Genomic DNA, 18,140 nt, shown 5'->3' with positions numbered 1-18,140 from the left:
GAAGCTTTTTACGCCTTTGTTTTTTCTTCGATGGTCAATGGCAGCTTCGTCTGTTCGATGAGGCCATCCACTTCTCTGCGCAAGCCAAACCAGTTTTTGTTGGTATGTCCTGCCAGAAGTACGTTGTCTTCCTGGAACTGGACCCAAATGCGTCGATGCTGCCAGAAGAAGCCCATCACGACCCCGATCATGAAAATGAACGAGCCGAAGTAAATTAACGGGACAGCTTTATCCATCCGCACATTCAATCCTGTGATATCGATCAAGTCAGGTTTTCGGATGACCAATGCGTACTGAGGATCTGATTTTTGAGTGATGATGGAGCCTTGCAGATACACCATTTTCTCATTGATCTTCCCGTTGTCGCCCAAGATCTCGAGGGCGACCATCGGATTTTTCGGCAAATTGGTCTTCGTAGCCGGCTTCCCGTCTGTGCCCATCATAAAATCCGGGAAGTAGTCCAGCGTGCGGACCTTGACCCCACTGCCGAGGTCCTGCTCCTTGACAGGATTGTACAGATCGACCTTGATTTGACCGAGTAGCTTGTTTCCATTCTTCTGGTCTACCAGGTCAAAGTTCAGAGCACCCAGCTGCATTTCCTGAACTCCTGATTGATACAAGTACAGGCTCTCGTGTACCATGGGATGGTTTACCACGATCGGCCCGTTTTTGACTTCTACCAATTCCGGCTTTGCACCAGGCAAGTCCGCATTTTTGTTCAGGTACAAGATGGCATCTGTCTGAAAGCTTTTCGGAATGACTCCGCCTTTTAAATCAAGCTTCTCCGGCATTTCTTCCTCGGACCAGTACTCCGTATGGTACGAAACGTTTTTGACGTAATACGGGGTGTCCGGAATCGCTACGGTCTGCCCTTCCCGCACCCAAACGTATTCATCCAGGAAGAAGCCCGGTAAACTGCGCATCAGCACACCGATCAGGAAAAGAATCAATCCGATATGGTTGATATACGGCCCCCAGCGGCTAAACCGCCCCTTTTCCGCCATCAAGGCGCGATCCGTGGTGAAGATGCGATAACCTTTCTTTCGTAGGACCTGCGCCGCATTCACCAGCAGCTCATCCTGAGTCGCATTCTCCGGCATCGGCCCTTCTGCATACAGCTTTTGTCCCTTCAAAAAGGACTTATGCTGATTGAGTCTCGGCTTTTTCAGCGCTTTGTACAGGGGAATGACGCGGTCCAGGCTGCAGATCACAAGAGAAGTGCCGAGCATGACCAGCAGTGTCACAAACCACCAGGAAGAATACAGGTTGTGTAGGCCCAATTCGTAATAGATGGTACCCAGCTTGCCGTACGTCTCCGTGTAAAAACGGGCCACGTCGGCTTCAGTCGGGACCGGTACAGGTATGTACTGCTGCTGCGGGAAAACGGTTCCTACTGCAGAGGCGACCAAAATCACCACAATGATACCGATTGCAATTTTGACCGAAGAAAACCAGTTCCAGACGCGATCGATGATTTTATTCGTGTACGTCTGGGAACGGCGCGCCATCCCTTCGTAGCGCATGTCAGGGAATTGTGTCTGCTCCTCCAAAACAATGTCTAGCGGCTTACCGCAAGATTCGCAGAGCAGCGTCCCGATGGGATTGGTATGTCCACATTCACATTTTCGCTGATCCATTTTGATCCTCACTTACGGCAAGATTTTCGACACTTTTTGCGTGATCATCGCTTCGTTTAATTGTCCGATAAAGATTTCTTCTACATCTCCATCCGGAGAGATGAAAAAGGTAGTCGGAATAGGTCCGATGCGATACAGCTTTGTAATTTGGGATTCACTGTCCAGCAAAATAGGGAAATTGACCCCAAATTGTTTGACAAACGGATCAACAGCTACTGGAGATTCGCCAATATTGACCCCTACCACGACCAGTCCTTTATCTTTGAACTGATTGTACTGCTGCTGCAGGGCAGGCAATTCCTTTTTACAGGGCTCGCACCAGGTTCCCCAGAAGTTGAGGACGACTCCTTTGCCCTTCAGATCACTCAATGCCATTTCCGGACCGTTCAACTGCAGCAGGCTGAAATTCGGTGCAGCTTTCCCTACTTTGACTGCGTTCGGATCCTTCACAAAGCTTGAATAGAGAGCAAAGACAAGCGCCACGAGCAGAAGACCCAAAACGGCGACTCGAATGTATGTACGATTGCTTTTGTTCATTTGCCCTAACTCCCATCTACTGCTAATAGAATTGCATGGTTTTTCCTTTCTATTATAGCGTTCCTAGTTTTTGCGGCAGCGTATAACTTATGAACAGATTTTGAACGAATCTAACGGGTTCGCGGTCTGCTCTTTCGATTTTGCACGAGCCCCTGCCTCAGCTTCTCTACTTCCCCGCTCGTCAGCGGTCGGAACTGCCCCGGCTGCAAACCTTCCAGTGTCAAAAACCCGAGCCGAATTCGTTCCAGGGTGATGACCGGGTGGCCGATGGCATCACACATACGCCGAACCTGCCTGTTTCGCCCTTCATGTATGGTCAATTCCACCAAGGATTTATCTCTACCAGGGGCCGTCTTCAGCAGCCTCGCTTCCCCCGGGGATGTCATCCCGTCCTCAAGCTGGATCCCTGTGGCCAGCCGCTTCACCTTGTCTTGACTCGGCACTCCTCTCACCCAAGCTCGATACACCTTGTCGATCTCATAGCTCGGATGCGCTAACCGATTGGCGAGCTCGCCGTCATTGGTCAATAAAAGCAGGCCGGAGGTGTCGTAGTCCAGACGTCCTACCGGATACACCCGCTCCTTGATTCCTTTCAGCAGGTCTGTAACAACGCGTCGTCCACGCGGATCTGTAACACTTGTAATGACCCCGGTAGGCTTGTACAGCATCAGGTAGACATGCTGCTCGATCCGTATCGGCCGACCATGCACCGTAATCCGGTCTACTTGCGGGTCTACCCTCGTACCCAATTCTCGCACCACAATGCCGTTTACCTGAACGTTTCCTTGAATGATCAATTCTTCACAATGGCGACGAGAGGCGACTCCTGCGTGTGCTAGTACTTTTTGTAAACGTTCCATCCTTGGTTCACCTCTACAACATCATACCCATTCTTATCAGTGTGGACAAGAAAAAGGGAAAAACTTCCCCGCCCTGAGGAAGTTTTTCGGAGTATGGCTATGCGATACTTACGAGAATACGTAGGTGACGATCAGCAAGGAAAAAATCACGCCTGCCAAATCGGACCACAGGCCCACCTTTAACGCATAGGAGGAATTGCGAATGCCCACCGCTCCAAAATAGACGGTTAAGACGTACAGCGTCGTGTCCGTACTCCCCTGCATGGTTGCTGCGAGTCTTCCGAGAAATGAATCCGGCCCGTACTGCGCGATCAAATCTGTCGCAATGGCCAGTGATCCGGTCCCGGTCAAAGGCCGCAGCAGTGCGAGCGGAACCAGCTCCTCCGGAAAGTGCAGAAAATCAAGGGCTGGCCTGATCATTTTGAGCAGCAGCTCGAGAGCACCCGATTCCCTGAACATCGTTACGGCTACCATCATGGCTATCAAATGGGGCAGGATCCGGATGGTCGTGGTCAATCCGCCTTTTGCTCCATCCACAAAGGTCTCATATACTGGGACTTGCTTTCGCCAACCATAGAGCAGCACAAAGGCGATTGTAATGGGGATGGCCCATAGAGAAATCAGGGATACCCATTGGTACATGCGGCTCCCCCCCTATCTGTGACGTCTTGAGTGTCGGTAACGGTACCAGCGGTCGATAAGCAGTGCAACAATCGTCGCTCCAAAGGAAGAAAGCAAGGTCGTACCGACGATTTCCACCGGATTGACGGAGCCGTATTGCATCCGGATCGCGATCATCGTCGTCGGTATGATCGTGATGCTCGCCGTATTGATGGCCAGCAGCGTGCACATGGCTGGTGATGCAACCTGTTTGTTCGCGTTGAGTTTTTGCAGTTCCTCCATCGCCTTCAGTCCCATCGGGGTCGCCGCATTCCCCAGCCCCAGCAGATTGGCACTCATGTTGGACAGGATGTACCCAATCGCGGGATGACCTTTCGGCACATCGGGAAAAAGCAGCGAAATGATGGGGGACAAGGCTCGTGCCAGCAGTTCCAGCAATCCTGATTTTTCCGCAATCCGCATGAGCCCCATCCAAAACGCGAGTATGCTCAGGAGACCGAAGCAGACAGTCACCCCTGTCTTGGCCCCCTCAAAGGCCGCCTGATTGATGACTTCCATGCGACCGTTGATGGCTGCCACCACAATGCTGATGACGATCAGGGCTAGCCAGATGATATTAAGCACTCCACAGCCCTCCCGCCACGATCTCCCAGAAGTTATGCCAGAACGAGCGTCCAGCTGCCTCGGGTTTGGCAGAAGTAGGGGAATCTACGTTGACCAACAGCGGAACCTGGCCGATCATGTTGTCTTTCAGGTAGATCTGCATAAATCCGACCAGCTTACCGTTCATTTTTCCATTGATGATGGACTCTCCCAAAACGATGCGCTTGTGGACATCCTCTGCTTCGGATGGCTGCAGCGGATAGCGAAACGCATTCATCGCAACCAAATGCGTTCCTGCCTCCATGGTGACGGGCGTATCCGGCTTCACATTCTCCTTTTGGCTGACGAGTTCCTTTATCGGGAAATGGGCAAAACCCCAGTCCAATAGCTTTGCAGAATCGTTCCAGTCGTCGGAGGCATTCAAGGTAATCGTCGCCAATTGCCGTCCGTCCCGAGTGGCCGAAGAAGCCAGGCAGCGCTTGGCAAGCTTGGTATAGCCTGTTTTTACACCATCTGCCCCGTTGTATAAATGGAGCATTTTGTTTTTATTCAGGAGGCGTCTGTCCCACTGCTCTCCTTCCCACGAGATGTCTTTTACCTTGGTCGACACAATCTGCCGGAAGACCGGATTGCGCAGCGCATAGGCGGAAAGTTTGGCCATGTCCTCAGCAGTGGAATAATGCATGTTGCTGTCATCGAGACCATGCGGATTGGTGAAATTGGTGTGATTCATTCCGATCATGGCGGCTTTTTCATTCATCATGTATACAAACCCTGGCAACGATCCACCGATGTGCGTGGCAATGGTAACGGCCGCATCATTTCCGGACCGCAGCATCAGACCGTACAGAAGTTCTTCCAGGGTCAGCTTTTCGTTTCGCTTCAAGTAAATGGAGGAGCCTTCCACTCCGACCGCTTCTGGCGGCACGGTGACCACCGTGTCTAATTTCCCACTTTCGATCGCCACGATCGCCGTCATCGTCTTGGTCAGACTGGCAATCCTCATTTTTTTCGTGCCATTTTTGGCATACAGGATCCGTCCACTCGCCACATCGATCAGAGCCGCACTCTCCGCTGACAATCCTGGCGGCGAAGCAGCTGCCTGGACATCAGGAGCCGACACCAGCAGGACCTGTATAAAAAGAAAAACGACGAGCACGCCGGACAGTAATTTTCGCACTTTCATAAACGGCCTCCCCATTACAAAGTACAACGATGCACAGGTTTGTACCATGTATATGGGGACGAGTCGTCTGATAGTACGAAAAACTGTCCAAAAGCGCCTAGTCGTTTGCAGGCTCTTCTGCTTTACCGAACAACGCGGAGGCTTCCATCCGCGCCTCTTCGATATCCAAATTGACGGGTGGTTCCGGCAAATCTGCCAGCTCCCTTAGTCCAAAATGTTCCAAGAAATCTTTCGTCGTGGCATACAAAATCGGGCGGCCAATCCCTTCGGCGCGTCCAGCTTCACGGATCAACTGCTTGGTTAGCAGGGTATTGAGCGCTTTCTCACATTTCACCCCGCGAATTTCCTCGATCTCCGAACGGGTCAGCGGCTGCTTGTACGCGATGATCGCGAGTGTTTCCAACGCCGCCTGAGAGAGCGTGGATTGGCTGGGTGAGCTCGCCAGGCGTTCAAAATAAGGAACGTGCTCGGGAAGAGTCGTCAGCTGATAAGCGCGCGCGACCTCCACGATCTGAATTCCCCTGCCTGCCCGGCGAAAATCTGCTTTCATGTCTTCAATCAAGTCGATGACTTCTTCTTCGGATACCTCGGTGATTTCACTGATTTCCTTGGCATCGATGCCTTCATCGCCCGAAATGAACAACAAGCCCTCGATAACGCCTTTCAGCTTGTCATAGTCCATCCTCAGGGACTCCTTTCGTTGTGTTCTCACAAATCATGATGTCCTGAAACAATTGATTCTGGATACACGTGATCTCCTTTGCCTTCATCAGCTCCAAGAGGGCGAGAAAGCTCGTCACGATCTCGGAACGAGTCGCTCCTCTCGAAAAAAGCTGGGAAAAGCGCACCATTCCTCCCCCTACCCGTACAAGCTGGCGAATTTCATGCATCCTGTCTTTAATCGATACCTCATCACGGGATACCTTTGTGATCGGCTGCTTGTCATTGACCTTTTTCACCAGCTTTTCCAGCGCAGAGATTAGATCGTAGAGAGTCACGTCTTTGACCGTGTTCTCTTCCTCTTTCACATACGGTGACAGATTTTCGGCAGGGCGGGTATACACCTGGTTACGCCCGATTTCCATTTCCCGCAGTCGCTCTGCAAGCATTTTATAGCGCTTATATTCCAAAAGGCGCTGCACCAGCTCTTCCCTTGGGTCAATCTCTTCAATGTCCATATCGAGGTGCTGTTGAAAGACGTGCTCCTCTTTTTTGGGCAGCAGCATCTTGCTTTTGATCGAGAGGAGACTCGCCGCCATGACGACAAACTCGCTTGCCACGTCCAGTTGGAGCTGCTGCATCGTATCGATCGTCGCCAAATACTGCTCGGTTATTTCCGCGATGGGGATGTCGTAAATATCCACTTCGGCCTTGTCGATCAGATGGAGCAACAGGTCGAGCGGCCCCTCAAAGGAATCCAGTTTGATGCTGTAAGCCACAGGTAGTCCCTCGTTTCCTTTATACGAACAGTGTAACGATTTTTATTGCAATTTCTTGTACCCACATGATAATAAAGCCCATCGGAATACCAAAAATGGTAGCGCTGACTCCCGGAATAAAGATGAGCAAGAGCAAAATCCACGGACCGTAGAGCTCCAGATTGTAAAAGAATCGGTCCCAGCGTCGTGGAGAAAGGAAGCGCAAAATCTTGTATCCGTCTAACGGAGCGATAGGCAATAGGTTAAACACAAACAAAGCAGTGTTGATAATCACACAATACCTCAGTGTCAATTCAATGGCATCCGCCCATTTTTCACTCATTCCATCCAGTACGCCTGCGTGGCCGACTACGATATACACGATCGCAAACAAGATCGAAAGCACCAAATTGATCAGCGGCCCTGCTGCGGATACGTACACGATCCCCAACCGCTTGTTCCCGCGAAAATGCAGCGGATTGATCGGCACCGGTTTCGCCCACCCAAACGGTCCAAACAAAATCAGGATCAAGCCGAACGGATCAATATGGGGAATCGGATTTATCGTCAATCGTCCTTCATCCTTGGCCGTGTTGTCACCCAGCTTCCAGGCGACAAAAGCATGTGCCCATTCATGCAGGGAGAAAGCGATGACGAACGCGATCATGCGGAACGGCACCGTCTTCCAATCAAAATGAAAAAGATCCATTGGTTCCTCCTCAAAAAAATCGTCTAATTTCTAGGATACCAGCAGTTGGATATGCTTACAAGCCTTCTCGCTCGCGGTTCTGATTCCAAACAAAAACACTGACGAATGGAATCGTCAGTGTTTGGAAGAATGCTCTCTTATTCAGCGGTTACTTTCACAGTACCCATTTTGTCGCCTTGCTTGATTGCATCTACATGCTCCATGCCGGAAGTGATTTTTCCGAATACGGTATGTACGCCGTCCAGATGAGGGAAAGAATCGTAGCAGATGAAGAATTGGCTTCCGCCTGTGTCTTTACCGGCATGCGCCATGGAAAGAGCGCCGCGCAGATGCTTGTGCGGGTTGCCTTTCGTTTCACATTTGATGGTATATCCAGGGCCGCCAGTTCCTGTTCCGTAAGGGCAGCCGCCTTGTGCTACAAACCCAGGGATGACACGGTGGAAAGACAGACCGTTGTAAAAGCCTTCGTTTGCCAGTTTCTCAAAGTTGGCTACCGTACCAGGAGCTTCCCCTTCGAACAGCTCCAGCTCGATAACATTCCCGTTTTCCATGGTGATTTGTGCTTTTTTCATTATGTAAGCCTCCAGACCTCGTAAAGTTAACGTACCCATTTTACCATGCGTAAGAAGCGTCGTCCAACTTATACCTGACTTCGGTACATTTCTTCGGCTCGGAAGTCACCATCGTCGAGAAAAACGGTCCCTGCCTGCTCCTTTGCAAGCTTTTTCACATAGGCTGCCCGCTCTGCGAGTCCCTCGACATTGACATATTTTCCCCCGATGAGGCGGACGCCTGCCATGGACATGGAGAGAACAGCCCCGTCGCCCATACGCCGTTTCTCATAAATATCCGCAAAGTAGGGAGAAAACGCATCCATCAGGAAGGAAACGAGCTCCTGCGCACAATCGGCCTGCGTGATGATAATAAAATCATCTCCGCCGATATGTCCCACAAAGTCGGTCGTGCTTCCGAAGCGTTTGACGGCTTCCTTCAACAAATTTGCCGTCCTGACGATGATTTGATCACCTACTTCAAACCCATACCGATCGTTAAACCATTTGAAGCGATCCAGGTCGCAATAGATGACGAGCTGCGACTCGCGCTGTTTGATTCGCTTGTTCAGCTCCCGCTCAATCTGAACGTTTCCCGGAAGGCCCGTCAACGGATTCGCGGAGGTCGCCATCTCCAGCTTGATCGAGGCCATCTTGTCAAGCAGGCTTTGGACCGTCACGATACCGATGTACTCATTCTCTTCGCCAATGATGATCACGACGTCATACAGATGGTAGGCGTCCCGCGCCATCGCCCGCCGTGCTACCTCATCCAGCCTGTCGTCCTTGAAGGCTTTGAGCGGGTTGGCATTCATGATCTGGGAGATGGAGCGCTCGTAATAGAGGGCGATGCCGTATTGTCCCCCCAATATTTGATAGAGCTGAAATCGCATGATCAGCCCGATCGGCTCTCCCTCCTCCAGCACGACAATGCTCTCAATCCGCTGGTTTTGCTCGAAGATTTCGTGTACGCGACGCACTTTTGCATGCTTTTCCACACAAATCGTCTTTGCGAGGATCTCGGACATCGCCGGTGTAAAAAGAAGCGGCTCTCCTTGCTCGCTCTCTCGCTTTTCTTGCATGAAGCGCAAAAAGTTCATCGCTTGCCCCGAGACCTGCGTCATCCCCTTGTCTGGCTTGCCCAGAAAATAGCCTTGTCCGTAAGTGACTCCTACCTCCATAAGCGTCTCCAGCTCCCGCTGCGTCTCGATACCTTCCGCGATGATTTTACAGCCGACTTTGTCTGCAAACTGAACAAATGTCTCCAGCAGGGCTTGCTTGATGGGATCTACATCCACATTCCGTATCAGGGACATGTCCAGCTTGATGAAATCCGGATAAATTTCCGTAATGGACTCCAAACTCGAATACCCCGCTCCTGCATCGTCGACCGCGATCAAATAGCCTTTTTTTCGGTATTCCTCAATGATTTTGCGAAAGACGGCATAATTCGAAATGGCGTGGCGTTCCGTTATTTCAAACACAATATTGTGCGGATTCAAACCGTATTGCTCAAACAGGGAAAAGACTTCCCCGCGCAAAAGAAAAGGATCATCAATGGCTCGCGGGTCCAAATTGATGAATAGCTTCTGCTGCGGCTTTAGATACCGGAGCTGCTCCAGAGCTCTCTTTCGGCAAATGTGCTCCAGCCGAAAAACCGTATCCGTCTCCTCTGCGTAATTGAACAGCATGGACGGCGATGCAAACGGACTATCGATCGGCCCACGTGCCAAGGCTTCCCATCCCAAGGTCTCCCCATCAGGCAAGTGAATGATCGGCATGAAGTGCATCTGTATATTTTCTTCCGTTAGCAGTTTGTGGAATTGGGTAACATTCGTATATTTTTCGGAAGTAATCCCGTATTTCGCCATATGGACGGCATGTTTTACGGAGGTGTACATTTCTTTGACGATGTCTTGACCCGGAAGATTGGCATACCCGATATGGACACGCAGCTCCTCCCGATTGACAAAGCTCACCTGCCGATTGAGCTGTTTTTCTGCCTGCTCCTGAAAATGGATGGACAACATCCGGCAGTCTTCCTCATTTACACTGCCGCCAAAAGATACATAAATGGCGAAATCATCGCCCCACAGCTTTTGGATCGCAAGGATTCTCCCTCTGATTTCAAAAACATGGCGAGAAACCGCTGGCAGGATCCGCTCGAAAATATGGAGGACACGCTTGGCGATCACATCCCCATAGCGGTTCTCCACTTCCGTCAGTTTGACGATATCTACATAAAACATGACAACACTGCGCCCTTTTTCTACTTCCTGGCTGATGATGGACTTCATCCATTGCCGTTTATCCAATGAAAACAAGGGGGTGCGTCGAAATCCTTGCATGAGCGTTGACCACATGGTGAATCTTTCCTCCTCGCCATTTTTCATTATGGCAGTCCCTCGTTAATATTTTGTAAAAGGGATGTGGAGGATTCATAAAAAATGGCTCTATCGAACTAAAAAACCTCCCCGATCATTCAGGGAGGTTTGCATGATTCAAGATTACCGCTGCAATTGGGCACGCTTGGGCAAAAGATCATGGCTGACTACATCTGCGATGCTCTCGCGTTTGACGACCAGCTCGGATTCTCCATCTTTTACAAAAACCACGGCAGGACGTGCAATTCGATTGTAGTTGTTGGACATGGAATAGCCGTAGGCACCTGTGCTCGGGACAGCCAAAATGTCGCCTGCTGCGGTACCGGGAAGCCTTACGTCCCAGATCAGCATATCGCCAGATTCGCAGCATTTACCCGCAATCGATACGACTTCTGTTGCAGGCTCGTTCATCTTGTTGGCGACAGCCGCCTCATATTCCGCTTGGTACAAGGCTGGTCTCAGATTATCGGTCATACCGCCGTCAACTGCGATGTATTTGCGGATATTGGGAATTTCCTTGCTGGAGCCGATTCGGTACAGGGTAGTACCTGCGTCCCCAACGATACTGCGTCCTGGCTCGATCCACAGCTCAGGAAGGGGAATTTCACGCGCGTTCAGCTCGTCCCTTACAGCTTCCGTGATTGCCTTGATGTAGGCTTCCGCTGGCTGCGGGGTATCCCCTTCTACATAGCGGATACCAAAACCGCCCCCGACATTTAACACTTCCGGCAAAAATCCGAAACCGTCTTTGGCTTCGCCCAGCAGTTCAGCCAGTTTTTTCACGGCGACCAGGAAGCCCTCGGTTTCGAAAATTTGCGAACCGATGTGACTGTGAACCCCCAGCAAATGAAGATGATTGCTTTCATGGGAAAACTTCATCGCTTCCAATGCTTGCCCGTGTTTTACGTCAAATCCAAATTTTGAATCGACCTGACCAGTTGAAATGTATTCATGCGTATGTGCTTCTACACCTGGAGTGACACGCAGCAGAACCGATACCTTTTCCCCGCGTTCAGCTGCCAGCTGATCCAATAGGTGCAGCTCATAAAAATTATCCACGACAAAACAGCCAATCTTGGCATCGAGCGCCATCACGATTTCATCCAAGGATTTGTTGTTGCCATGGAAGTGAATTCGTTCTACCGGAAATCCCGCTTGCATCGCTGTGTACAGCTCTCCACCAGACACGACATCGAGAGACAAGCCTTCCTCTTCTACCAATTTGCACATCGCCATCGTACAGAAAGCCTTGCTAGCATAGGCTACCTGGAAAGCAAAGCCGGATTTGCGAAACGCCTCTACAAAATCGCGGCATTTGCTGCGAATCTGTGCTTCATCGTATACGTAGAGTGGTGTTCCGTATTGGGCAGCGAGCTGTGTCGTATCACAACCGCCAATTTCCAAATTGCCCTGCTCGTTTACTCGACTTGTCCCGTGTAAAAACATGTGTCTTTCCTCCCCAATCTTTAGGCGCCGAATCATTTGTGTAGATTGACCTATAGAGAAAGGCAACCGACCAAAAGTCAGTTGCCGAACATACCAAGCACCGTAAGGCTTCCCATCAAATTTACTACATGGACGTTCATTTGACAATGGGTGTTCACTGACGTTTTCAGAATATTACTGCCTAGAACTATTTTGTGACCGGACGATGCTCGGACGATTATTTTTGCTCGGTACCGCCATCCGGATCAGGATGTCTTTGAACCCCTTGTAGTTAAACGGAATGAACGGCCACAAGTAGGGCGTGTCCAGCGAGCGCGTAGCGGCTAAGCCGATCAATACCACAGTAAAGCCGATCATGAGACCAGGCGTCGAGAAAAAGCCCACCATCAGAATTAAAAAGAGGCGAACCAACCGGTTGGCGAGACTCAATTCATAGCTCGGTGTCGCAAACATCCCAACGGCAGCAACCGCTAAATAGAGGATGACCTCCGGCGCGAACAACCCGACCTTGATCGCCACATCCCCCACCAGAATCGCTGCCAGCAGGCCCATTGCCACGGACAGAGGGGTGGGTGTATGAATGGCAGCCATGCGCATCAAATCGATTCCGACCTCTGCCATTATGAACTGCGCCAGAAGCGGAATGCTTCCTTTATTTTTGATCCCTATGAAGTGAAGAGAATCTGGAATCATGGACGGGTGCATGACCAGGAGCAGCCAGAGCGGCAGGATGAATAGAGAGGCGAATATGCCGAAAAAGCGAACCCAGCGCAGGTAGGCACCGACCACCGGTGTTTGCCGGTACTCCTCTGCGTGCTGGACATGGTGAAAAAAAGTCGCTGGCGTAATCATGACACTGGGGGAGTTGTCGACGTAAATGAGGACGTGCCCCTCCAGCAAATGCACGGCTGCCACATCGGGCCGCTCCGTGTATCGCACCATGGGAAACGGATTGAAAGTCTTCCCGATAATGAATTCCTCCACCGTCTTTTCCGCCATCGGAATCCCGTCAATCTGGATATTTTGCAGACGTTCCTTCAGCGTGTCCACCAGCTTCGGATTCGCCACGTCTTGCAAATAAGCGACGGCCACATCCGTCTTGGTCCGTTCACCGATCTGCATGATCTCAAAGCGGAGCCTCTCATCGCGAACCCGCCTGCGCGTCAGCACCGTATTCATTACGATCGCTTCGGTAAAGCCGTCATGTGCTCCCCGTACAATTCGCTCGGTATCCGGCTCCTGGGGTGTGCGCACCGGCAGCGTTTTCGTATCCATGATGATGGCATCGGGAGAATGATCGATGATCAGCCCGACCTGTCCGACGAGCAGCTTGTCCATAAACTCGTCGGTCTTGCTGACTTTTGCGAGCTGATAAAACGGAATGTACTTGTAAAACAAGTGATCAAATAAATTGCCCTGTACTTCTCGGCTGCGCAGATCATTCAGATCACGCATGATTTCGGTAATGAGGTGGCTGTCCGCAAACCCATTTATGTAATACATGACGACCTTGGTGCTTCCAATGAAGAACTCGTGAGCGCCAATGTCAAAGCTCGTGCCGACGCCGAGCCGGTCGTTTAAGTACTCTTTGTTTTCGTCGACGCGGTCAGAGAGAGGACGGCGCTTTTCCGTTACTTGCGTCATGTGCTTCGCTCCTTTTCAATATCCATTGAACGGCTATTCTGGTGATCGGGCACCCGTTTTGCAGACTGTCTTTCCCGTCCATTTTTCCGATATCGCCGATGCCAATCACATTTTTCACCTGAAGCGCATTCAGGATATCCACGGTATCACCGTAGATGCGATGTTTCAGTCCTTCGTCGGCATAGCCGTACTTGTCGACCGCTTCCTCTACGATTTGCCCATGGTTGTCGACCGAAAAGGCAACCTTTGCCCCTTGCACGAATCGCGTGTTGGAAGCAACCGCAATGGCACCGATCACCTCAATATCCGGATGCTTGACCACGTACTCGATGGCCCGCTCTCCCCTTCCTCTCCCAAAATCTCCATTATCATCAAACATGACGAAGACAGGATCATGCGGAGCCATTTTAATCAGCTCTACCATCTGGCTGCCACGAAGCGGCGTCGGATTTCCGGCAGACAGAGAAATGCAGCGTCCTCCCAATTCTTTGGCGACCGTCTCGACTACCTTTTGCGCGACATGGTCTCCGTCTGTCACCAGGATTACTTTTCTTCGCTGACGTTCCATCTTCGTTCACCGCCCTTGACTGCGTACCTGCTAGCTAGCCTTTCGGTTTAAAAACGAGAGAGGCCAAGAATCCAAATGCGATTGCCGCTGATATCCCTGCGCTCGTCACTTCAAATATCCCAGTCGCGACACCGATCAACCCATGCTGCTCTGCCTCGCCGATCGCCCCATGATACAAAGAGTGCCCGAAGCTCGTAATCGGCACTGTCGCTCCTGCTCCAGCAAAGTCAATAAACTTGTCGTATACCCCTATGAAATCGAGTACAACCCCCGTCACGACAAGGGTACTCATGACATGCGCAGGAGTCAGCTTGCCTACATCCATGAGAAGTTGGCCCACTACACAAACAAGACCGCCCACGACAAACGCAATCACGTATTCCATCATTGTCCTCCTTCTAGTGCGACTGCATGCGCGATACACGGAATGGAATTGCCCTGCTGATAGCTCACGGGACTGAGCAGCGCTCCCGTCGCGCACACCAAAACCTTTTTCAGCAAGCCCTTCTGCAGCTGATCCATGATGTAGCTGTAAGTGACCACTGCGCTGCTCCCACAGCCGCTCGCCCCTGCAAATACATCTTGATCAGGGGTAAAGATCATCAAACCGCAATCATTGTACACTTGATCCATTTGATACCCATCGCGCAGCATGAGTTCCTTCACGATCGGATAGCCGACCGATGCCAGGTCGCCAGTCACGATCAAGTCATACGTCTGCGGAGAGCGTCCCGTGTCTTTGAAATGCGTTTGCAGAGTGGATACAGCGGCAGGCGCCATCGCCGATCCCATATCAAAAGGGTCTGTGATGCCCATATCTACTACTTTGCCGATGGTTGCATAGGTGATGCGCGGACCATTGCCACCAATACCGACTAAGCCTGCGCCAGCCCCTGTAACGGTCCATTGGGCTGTAGGCGGTTTTTGCCCACCGTATTCCGTGGGGTAGCGGTATTGACGCTCTGCTGTCGCGTTATGGCTGCTGCAGGCCGCTATCGCCTTGCTTGCATACCCCGCGTTGACTAGCGCTGCCGCAGTAGAGAGGGTCAACATGGAAGTCGAGCAAGCTCCATACATCCCGAGCAGGGGTATCGCCAGCTTTTCAGCCGTAAAGTTGGTCGTAATATTTTGATTGAGCAGATCCCCGGCTAGAATCACATCCACATCCTGCTCGGTGATACCCGACTTTTGCAAGACCGTCGAAATGGCATCCTCCATCAGCTGCCGCTCTGCATCCTCCCACGTTTTTTGACCGGCGTACATGTCATCGTGGATTTTGTCAAACAATGCGGCCAAGGGACCTTCACCTTCTTTGGGACCAACGGACACGGCTGAGGCTTGCAAACGCACATCTTGCGAAAAATGCCAAGTCTGCCGATTGATCTGGGACACTTGCTTCTTGCTATCCACGTTGTTCCCTCCCTCAGAAGATCATTTTGAACAGCGTCTTGATGATACCGGCGATAAACGCAGCCACTACCCCAAAAACAATGACGGAGCCGGCCAGTTTGAACATATTTCCGCCTACGCCAAGAACCATGCCCTCACTGCGATGCTCGATGGCCGCAGAAGCGATGGAGTTGGCAAAACCGGTTACCGGAACAGCTGACCCCGCCCCTGCATATTGTCCGATGTTGTCATAGACACCCAGCCCCGTCAGCAAGACGGATATGAAAATCAGTGTCGCGACTGTCGGATTGCTCGCCGTCTTTTCCGTGAAACCGAAAAAATGAATATACATGTTTTGCAAGATCTGTCCAAGCAAACAAATACTTCCCCCCACCCAAAAAGCGCGAATGGAGTTGAGCAGGACATTGCGCTTCGGCTGGTATTTGGAAGCTTCCTGCTTATACATCTGTTTCGTCATCTGCATGGACCCGATGGGTTTCGATTTTGCCTTGGTCGCCATTCTTCCACTCCTTTTGTCTACGGATTCAATGCCCATGAGAAAGCCGTACCTATATCCTTCCTTTTTCAAAAGTTGCCTATGAATAGAGGTATTTACCAGTTCACAGGTGCAGGAACCACTGAAGGATGGATCCCGTCACCTTGCCGAATACCACTGCCATCAGCAAATAGAGCAGATTGCCATCCATGTTCAGGCGCTTGGCCAAAATCGGGAACACATTGAGCACCTCGGTTAGTCCTGCTGCCAAGGTCCCCACAAAGATACCGGCCAAAAGTCCGTAAATGGAGGTAACAAGAAACGGCAAATGAACTCCCCACGCGAAAAAATCAATGAGGGTAAAAAAGAGGGCCCCCGAGACCAAGGACCATTCAAATGCCCGAATGAAGCGATGCGAATTGGTCAATTGGGTCAAACGCGGAATGATATCCAGCACGGTGATGAACGCTACCAATCCGCTCCCGACAGCCAACCCGCCTCCGAGACCAATGAGCACCAGACAAAACGCAGTCCAGAGAGTCATGTCTTATTCCGCTGATTTTCCTTATTTTCGTGCTGGATGTAGTATTGATCGAGACTTTGCTGGTACATAAACAGTTCGACTTCCAGCGGGCTCGGCTCCTCATTGATTTTTTTCTTGAAAATGTGATTAAAAAACAGGATCATCCCCATGCCGATGCCGATTGAATAGGGAATCTGAAGCCACAACGGCTGTTTGCTCTCCTGACCGGTAATCAAAAAAAAGATGCGCTGATGGACCTGCATCATGCTCACATCCGTGTGAAAGTTCATGATCGCCAGCCCAGAACCAACGAACAGCAAAACCCAAACGAACGCCACCAGAACGAGATTGGCCTTTTTGCGTGGATTGAGGACTTCGACAATAATTTGCGGGGAGCCTTGGATATCCAGCTCCGCTTCCGGATAGGCCGATCGAAGGCGCTGGATCACTTGCATGATATCGATGATGATGAGATTCCCGTCCTCAGGCTTCACTCGGTAGATGGGCATTCTCTTAATGGCATCCTCCCGTTCTCCATTCCAGTAAATCTGGCAGACATCGCCCATCGTAATAAGGGCATCCGGCTTCACGGCTAATCGTTTGCGCAGGCGCAAAAACATCGGTTCGATCAAAAAAACCCCTCCTTTTTGCTCCTTCTCCTGTATTCGCTAGTATGTGCCCCTCCCCAAATGCCATACCCCAGCGATTTTTGTGGCATGGACAGACAAAAAGACACCAAAGCAGCCGGCTCTGGTGTCTTTCATTCATTCAAAGCATGAACGCTAATGTTCAATTTGCTCCTTGATCGTTAGCAGGATACGCTTTTCCAGACGCGAGACCTGGACCTGCGAAATCCCTAGACGCTCTGCTACCTCAGACTGTGTCTGATCCTTGTAATAGCGCAGGTAGACGATGAGCTGCTCACGCTCGCTCAGCCTGCTGATGGCGTCCTTCAAGGCAATTTTCTCAAACCACTTGTTCACACCTTCATCCGCTATCTGCAGAATTCGCCCTTATCGCGAGAAGTTCCTATACTTTCTAGAGAATAGGAACTTCGGAATAGGAACTTCGATATCAAAGGGCGAATTCCAGCACACTGGCGGCCGTTACTAGTGGATCCCGGCGTGATTCCCACTGCTTCTGCCACTTCTGCGATCGTGGGGGCACGGCCGAATTGCTTGTACAATTCATCCTTTGATCGCCGCACCTTATTCGCTGTTTCTTTTAACGATCGACTGACCTTAACCGTACCGTCATCGCGCAAAAAGCGTTGAATTTCTCCGATGATCATTGGCACCGCATAGGTCGAAAATCTCACATCGTACGAAAGATCGAACTTGTCAACGGCCTTGAGCAAGCCAATGCAACCGATCTGAAACAAATCATCCGCTTCATACCCGCGGTTGATAAAGCGCTGGACGACGGACCAGACCAGTCTGATATTGCTATTCACGAGAAGCTCACGTGCATCCGTATCGCCAGCTTGGCTCTTGGCTATCAAATCTTTCACTTGGTCATTGGTCAGAAATGGTTGACTCGCATTTTTGATATCGGCACCCATTGGCACT

19 protein-coding genes and 2 pseudogenes are annotated in these 18,140 nt (G+C 51.0%); all 21 read right to left on the bottom strand.

Translation table 11 applies throughout. The annotated features are described in order from the left end of the window. Nucleotides 1-8: 8 nt before the first annotated feature. Nucleotides 9-1,637: a cytochrome c biogenesis protein ResB gene (locus JNE38_RS12495; protein WP_203356842.1), complete on the bottom strand. Its 1,629-nt coding sequence runs from the start codon at nucleotides 1,635-1,637 to the stop codon at nucleotides 9-11. A 12-nt stretch (nucleotides 1,638-1,649) separates the two neighbouring features. Next, entirely contained in the window at nucleotides 1,650-2,174 is a 525-nt protein-coding gene (gene resA, locus JNE38_RS12490; RefSeq protein ID WP_203356841.1) for a thiol-disulfide oxidoreductase ResA, read from the bottom strand. A gap of 110 nt (nucleotides 2,175-2,284) precedes the next feature. Next, a complete protein-coding gene (locus JNE38_RS12485; protein ID WP_203356840.1) occupies nucleotides 2,285-3,034 on the bottom strand; it encodes a pseudouridine synthase in 750 nt (249 codons plus the stop codon). 108 nt (nucleotides 3,035-3,142) lie between these two features. After that, complete coding sequence (locus JNE38_RS12480) at nucleotides 3,143-3,676, bottom strand: spore maturation protein (protein ID WP_203356839.1); 534 nt, start codon at nucleotides 3,674-3,676, stop codon at nucleotides 3,143-3,145. Between the two features lie 12 nt (nucleotides 3,677-3,688). Next, nucleotides 3,689-4,279 (bottom strand): nucleoside recognition domain-containing protein, encoded by a 591-nt coding sequence (locus tag JNE38_RS12475; RefSeq protein ID WP_203356838.1) that lies wholly within the window; start codon nucleotides 4,277-4,279, stop codon nucleotides 3,689-3,691. After that, the gene (locus JNE38_RS12470) at nucleotides 4,272-5,444 is read right to left on the bottom strand and encodes a D-alanyl-D-alanine carboxypeptidase family protein (RefSeq protein ID WP_203356837.1); all 1,173 of its coding nucleotides are present in this window, start codon (nucleotides 5,442-5,444) and stop codon (nucleotides 4,272-4,274) included. The genes JNE38_RS12475 and JNE38_RS12470 overlap by 8 nt, the downstream gene beginning before the upstream one ends. A 97-nt stretch (nucleotides 5,445-5,541) precedes the next feature. Continuing rightward, nucleotides 5,542-6,126 carry an SMC-Scp complex subunit ScpB gene (gene scpB, locus JNE38_RS12465; RefSeq protein WP_203356836.1) on the bottom strand — a complete coding sequence of 195 codons (585 nt, stop codon included), beginning with the start codon at nucleotides 6,124-6,126 and terminating at the stop codon, nucleotides 5,542-5,544. Continuing rightward, nucleotides 6,116-6,883: a segregation and condensation protein A gene (locus JNE38_RS12460; protein ID WP_203356835.1), complete on the bottom strand. Its 768-nt coding sequence runs from the start codon at nucleotides 6,881-6,883 to the stop codon at nucleotides 6,116-6,118. The genes scpB and JNE38_RS12460 overlap by 11 nt, the downstream gene beginning before the upstream one ends. A 19-nt stretch (nucleotides 6,884-6,902) precedes the next feature. Next, entirely contained in the window at nucleotides 6,903-7,571 is a 669-nt protein-coding gene (locus tag JNE38_RS12455; RefSeq protein ID WP_203356834.1) for a site-2 protease family protein, read from the bottom strand. 137 nt (nucleotides 7,572-7,708) lie between these two features. Next, the gene (locus tag JNE38_RS12450) at nucleotides 7,709-8,143 is read right to left on the bottom strand and encodes a peptidylprolyl isomerase (protein WP_203356833.1); all 435 of its coding nucleotides are present in this window, start codon (nucleotides 8,141-8,143) and stop codon (nucleotides 7,709-7,711) included. 68 nt (nucleotides 8,144-8,211) lie between these two features. Then, nucleotides 8,212-10,485, bottom strand: coding sequence for a GGDEF domain-containing protein (locus JNE38_RS12445; RefSeq protein WP_203356832.1), 2,274 nt, complete (start codon nucleotides 10,483-10,485; stop codon nucleotides 8,212-8,214). Between the two features lie 144 nt (nucleotides 10,486-10,629). Further along, nucleotides 10,630-11,952 (bottom strand): diaminopimelate decarboxylase, encoded by a 1,323-nt coding sequence (lysA, locus tag JNE38_RS12440; RefSeq protein ID WP_203356831.1) that lies wholly within the window; start codon nucleotides 11,950-11,952, stop codon nucleotides 10,630-10,632. Nucleotides 11,953-12,126: 174 nt separating this feature from the next. After that, nucleotides 12,127-13,596, bottom strand: a complete 1,470-nt coding sequence (locus JNE38_RS12435; protein WP_203356830.1) for a spore germination protein — start codon at nucleotides 13,594-13,596, stop codon at nucleotides 12,127-12,129. Continuing rightward, a complete protein-coding gene (locus JNE38_RS12430; RefSeq protein ID WP_203356829.1) occupies nucleotides 13,559-14,164 on the bottom strand; it encodes a stage V sporulation protein SpoVABEA in 606 nt (201 codons plus the stop codon). The genes JNE38_RS12435 and JNE38_RS12430 overlap by 38 nt, the downstream gene beginning before the upstream one ends. Nucleotides 14,165-14,198: 34 nt before the next feature. Beyond that, entirely contained in the window at nucleotides 14,199-14,549 is a 351-nt protein-coding gene (gene spoVAE, locus JNE38_RS12425; RefSeq protein ID WP_203357530.1) for a stage V sporulation protein AE, read from the bottom strand. Beyond that, the gene (spoVAD, locus tag JNE38_RS12420) at nucleotides 14,549-15,574 is read right to left on the bottom strand and encodes a stage V sporulation protein AD (RefSeq protein WP_203356828.1); all 1,026 of its coding nucleotides are present in this window, start codon (nucleotides 15,572-15,574) and stop codon (nucleotides 14,549-14,551) included. The genes spoVAE and spoVAD overlap by 1 nt, the downstream gene beginning before the upstream one ends. Before the next feature lie 13 nt (nucleotides 15,575-15,587). Continuing rightward, nucleotides 15,588-16,073: a stage V sporulation protein AC gene (gene spoVAC / locus JNE38_RS12415; RefSeq protein ID WP_203356827.1), complete on the bottom strand. Its 486-nt coding sequence runs from the start codon at nucleotides 16,071-16,073 to the stop codon at nucleotides 15,588-15,590. Nucleotides 16,074-16,173: 100 nt separating this feature from the next. Continuing rightward, complete coding sequence (locus JNE38_RS12410) at nucleotides 16,174-16,593, bottom strand: stage V sporulation protein AB (RefSeq protein WP_203356826.1); 420 nt, start codon at nucleotides 16,591-16,593, stop codon at nucleotides 16,174-16,176. Then, the gene (locus JNE38_RS12405) at nucleotides 16,590-17,192 is read right to left on the bottom strand and encodes a stage V sporulation protein AA (protein WP_428993725.1); all 603 of its coding nucleotides are present in this window, start codon (nucleotides 17,190-17,192) and stop codon (nucleotides 16,590-16,592) included. The genes JNE38_RS12410 and JNE38_RS12405 overlap by 4 nt, the downstream gene beginning before the upstream one ends. A gap of 162 nt (nucleotides 17,193-17,354) precedes the next feature. Further along, a pseudogene (locus JNE38_RS31160) lies at nucleotides 17,355-17,573 on the bottom strand (sigma-70 family RNA polymerase sigma factor); the annotation flags it as partial. A gap of 145 nt (nucleotides 17,574-17,718) precedes the next feature. Next, nucleotides 17,719-18,133 (bottom strand): annotated as a pseudogene (locus tag JNE38_RS31155) (sigma-70 family RNA polymerase sigma factor); the annotation flags it as partial. Nucleotides 18,134-18,140 lie beyond the last annotated feature (7 nt).

It is taken from the genome of Brevibacillus choshinensis (genome assembly GCF_016811915.1).
Taxonomy (GTDB): Bacteria; Bacillota; Bacilli; order Brevibacillales; family Brevibacillaceae; genus Brevibacillus; species Brevibacillus choshinensis_A.
Note: the sequence above shows the minus strand (reverse complement) of the source record. Positions and strands in the feature narration are given on the sequence as shown.